This is a genomic window from Priestia sp. BR_2, assembly GCF_041954005.1.
In the GTDB taxonomy this organism is placed as follows: Bacteria; Bacillota; Bacilli; order Paenibacillales; family Paenibacillaceae; genus Paenibacillus_AQ; species Paenibacillus_AQ lautus_A.
The window spans coordinates 1-3,443 of the sequence record NZ_JAVFHM010000215.1; the positions used below are offsets into that span (position 1 = coordinate 1).

A 3,443-nucleotide genomic window follows, 5' to 3' on the forward strand; every position below is an offset into this window, starting at 1 on the left:
TTGGAATGCAGATTTATATGATGATAAATTAAGCTTTGTATCTAATTTTGGAAAAGGAGTAATCGAGTTACTTCATCCACAAAAAGAAGAAAGAATTCTTGATTTGGGTTGTGGAACAGGCGATCTTACATATGAAATTTCCAAGTCAAGCGCGAATGTTACTGGAAGTGATTTCTCAGAAGAAATGATTGAAAAAGCTCGTAGAAAATATCCTGAAATCCCATTTGTTATCGAAAATGGAGAAGATTTTCAAACAGATAAAAAGTACGATGCTATTTTTTCTAACGCAGCTCTTCATTGGATGAAACAGGCTGATAAAGTTGTTAAATCAGTTCAACTAGCGTTAAATCCAGGAGGACGCTTTGTAGCTGAATTCGGAGGGGAAGGAAATGTACAGACTGTCATCAGAGGAATAATAGAGACTCTATCTCAAGATTATGGAATGAATGTAGAAGAAAGAAATCCTTGGTATTTTCCAAGCATAGGACAATATAGCATGTTACTTGAACAGCATGGATTTCGAGTATCCTATGCACATCATTTCGATCGACCTACATCGTTAGCAGATGGAGAAAAGGGATTAAATCACTGGTTAGATAGCTTTGCAGATGATTTCTTTCCTGAGTTTTCTAAGGAAGAAAAAATGAAAATTTACGAAAAAATAAAAAATAAAATAAAAACCAATCTATATAAAGATGATACATGGATAGCAGATTATAAACGAATTCGAATTGTCGCTATTAAGAAAAACTAGAGATTTATTAATAAGGAGGTCTACCGTATGGAAGGGAATATTGCTCGTAATCGAGCTCAATTATCGGGGAAGTTAACAAACGTATTGGATTCCCGGTCATTAACATACTCTCATAAAAGGCTTGCAAGTATACTTAAGAAAGGGATGACGGTTCTTGATATTGGCTGTGGAACAGGGGCAATTACACGTGGAATAGCAGAAGTAGTAGGACCCAGTGGGCGTGTTATAGGAATTGATAGCAATCCAATTCTAATCGAAAAAGCCCGTCAAACTCATGGTGATACCCCAGGATTAACCTTTGAAACAGATGACATCTATAATCTTACCTATAAAGGACAATTTGACATTGTTACCTCTGCCCGTGTTTTAATATGGCTGTCTGATCCCTTGAAAGCATTGCAAATGATGAAAGATGCGACCAAAATTGGTGGGCGTATTTTGGTCGCGGATTATAATCATAAGAAGATATCATGGGAACCACAGCCTCCTCCAAGTATGATTTCCTTTTACTCTGCATATTTGAAGTGGCGTTCTGATGCAGGTATGAATAATGCAATTGCTGATGATCTTGCTCATATGTTTCGAGAAATTGGTATTCAAGATATCATTGTTACCTCTCAACACGAGGTATCCAACCGTACAGATTTTACTTTCGAAACAAAAATTGGTATATGGGCAGATACTGCTTCAAGTAGAGGGATTCAAATGGAAAGGGATGGTTATATTACCGAAATAGAATATATGACGGCAGAAAAGGAATATCGCGAATGGGTGGCTCAAGAGGCCCAATCTTTAACGATGTACATGTTAGCTGTAGAGGGTATAAGGACTTTATAAATACATTCCATGTAAAAAATCCAATTTATATTAACAAATTGGATTTTTTAACTACCTAGAAGGTGCATTATGTTAACGGAATCTGTAAATCATATAAATGGTTCTCTTCATGTATTACAATTATTCCTGATTTTTAGATAAACCTCACCCTCTAAAATTTCTCTATAAACTTTCTTTACCTTTCCATGTATTGAGGTTTACTTCCTGTTTTTATCATGGATATAGTCCGAATCAATAGAATCAAGGCCCCCTCTAGATTCAATTTCCTTTATAATTTGAAGGTGAATTTCACGACCTTCTTCATTTAGATAGGGAGTTATCTGTTGGAATGAGTGATGAAAATAAGTAAGTTCATTATCTTTCCATTCTTTTTTTGAAATCATTGCTAATTTAGTCATATCTCGACCTCTATACAATTTATAAACACCTATCTAATTTTTAATTCGAAAATAATAGGTTTAATGTAACTAAAAGAACTTCCTTCTTTAATTCGGAATTTTTTCTTTTGTATCACTGTGTTCATTTAGGTAGACAATAAAATTATCTAATCCTCCTTTCATATGATTAATAGGAACATCCTTTCCGATATTATTGCCTCTTCGGTAATTGAAGCCACCCTTCCTTTTTACTTTGCTTACGTTAATATAGTTGTCATTTTCATAGATTGGAAGAGGATACACCTCGCTTTAGATTCTAGGTTGGTGATTTTGAGTTTGTTCAGGTTATCCTCCTGTTTGGATAAGTATTGTAATTCTCCTTTAGCCTTAGCGTTTAGGATTTAAACCTTTCCCTATTCCTAAAGAACAGTGAAAGGTTTAACCAATATATATAGAAAAGCTCTTATATATATCTATTGTTCGTTTATTAATCAGCGTTACATGTTATGTGACCATAGTGCAATGCGTCATGGGTAGCTCGTCCGTCACTTGACATTATTTCCTAGAATTTAACTGATAATAAAGAAAAAAAGACAAATTAGTAAAAGAAGATTCCTGGCGGAAAGACGTTAAAGATGATCAAACTATTTACCATAAAAATAGAAGCCAAATTCTTTGTATATAAAGAATTTGGCTTTTACTAAAGTTGGTTATGCTAACTAAAAATGTATATGATATATTGCGTAAAAATACAAAAATTTAATTTTACAAATAATTAGTCATTATTACGTTTATTGTTGGAGTTGCCACCCTTTTCACCGATTTCCTGGTAGAATTCTTTATCCTGGTTTTTAGCTGTAGCTTCTCCGCCCATTCTTCCAGCTTCTTCACGGCTCATTTTAAACAAAAAATCCCGGCATAGTAAAATGTCGAGCTTTTTATTAGGCAACGATTTCTATATAGTCTTTTTTTACAGCGTCCCATTGGAATCTTCCTTCCTCTACGACAAGATAAGCCTCAGGATCCCAAGGTAAATTTTGTTTAGCAATATCTAAACGTAAATGTTCGATACTTGCCGGAGGAAGCTCCCTGTCTTGTTTATCTAGTCCAATAAAATAAATACCACCTTGTGCTAATACATCTGGATGTAAATAAACAAAGATCGTCTGTAATTCTGTTTTCATCATTCTTCCCACTCCTTTTGACCCCTTTTTAGTAACCTAGCTTAATAAGTAATTAGAAGAGCTACTTTTTCAAGCTATTGATTTAACATTAATTTTTTTTATATTTATTTTCAGTGGAGGATTCATTTTTAGTTTTCGTTTTATTTCTTTCATCTTGCTTTTCTATCTTTAACTCTTCAGTTGGTATTGGATCGACTGTCTCCTCAATTTTAAAGCGATCAAATAGAGTTTCATTCTCCGTAGGATACTGCTCAGCATGATCTCTTCTTTTAGTCTCTTGAGGATGAGGGG

General features: G+C 34.2%; 6 protein-coding genes. 2 read left to right on the top strand and 4 right to left on the bottom strand.

The features are described from left to right. A partial coding sequence (locus RB298_RS15615) for a class I SAM-dependent methyltransferase (protein WP_486047535.1) occupies positions 1-754 on the top strand: 754 nt, incomplete at its 5' end. 27 nt (positions 755-781) lie between these two features. Beyond that, complete coding sequence (locus tag RB298_RS15620; protein WP_486047536.1) at positions 782-1,591, top strand: class I SAM-dependent methyltransferase; 810 nt, start codon at positions 782-784, stop codon at positions 1,589-1,591. A gap of 197 nt (positions 1,592-1,788) precedes the next feature. Here the strand turns inward: RB298_RS15620 and RB298_RS15625 are convergent, their stop codons facing one another. The 4 genes from RB298_RS15625 to RB298_RS15640 form a co-directional block, all read right to left on the bottom strand. Then, entirely contained in the window at positions 1,789-1,989 is a 201-nt protein-coding gene (locus RB298_RS15625; RefSeq protein ID WP_486047537.1) for a hypothetical protein, read from the bottom strand. A gap of 754 nt (positions 1,990-2,743) precedes the next feature. Next, positions 2,744-2,866 (bottom strand): KGG domain-containing protein, encoded by a 123-nt coding sequence (locus tag RB298_RS15630; protein ID WP_486047538.1) that lies wholly within the window; start codon positions 2,864-2,866, stop codon positions 2,744-2,746. Positions 2,867-2,909: 43 nt separating this feature from the next. Then, entirely contained in the window at positions 2,910-3,155 is a 246-nt protein-coding gene (locus RB298_RS15635; RefSeq protein WP_486047539.1) for a hypothetical protein, read from the bottom strand. A gap of 85 nt (positions 3,156-3,240) precedes the next feature. Further along, positions 3,241-3,443 (bottom strand): hypothetical protein (locus tag RB298_RS15640; RefSeq protein WP_486047540.1); only part of this gene is annotated, 203 nt, incomplete at its 5' end.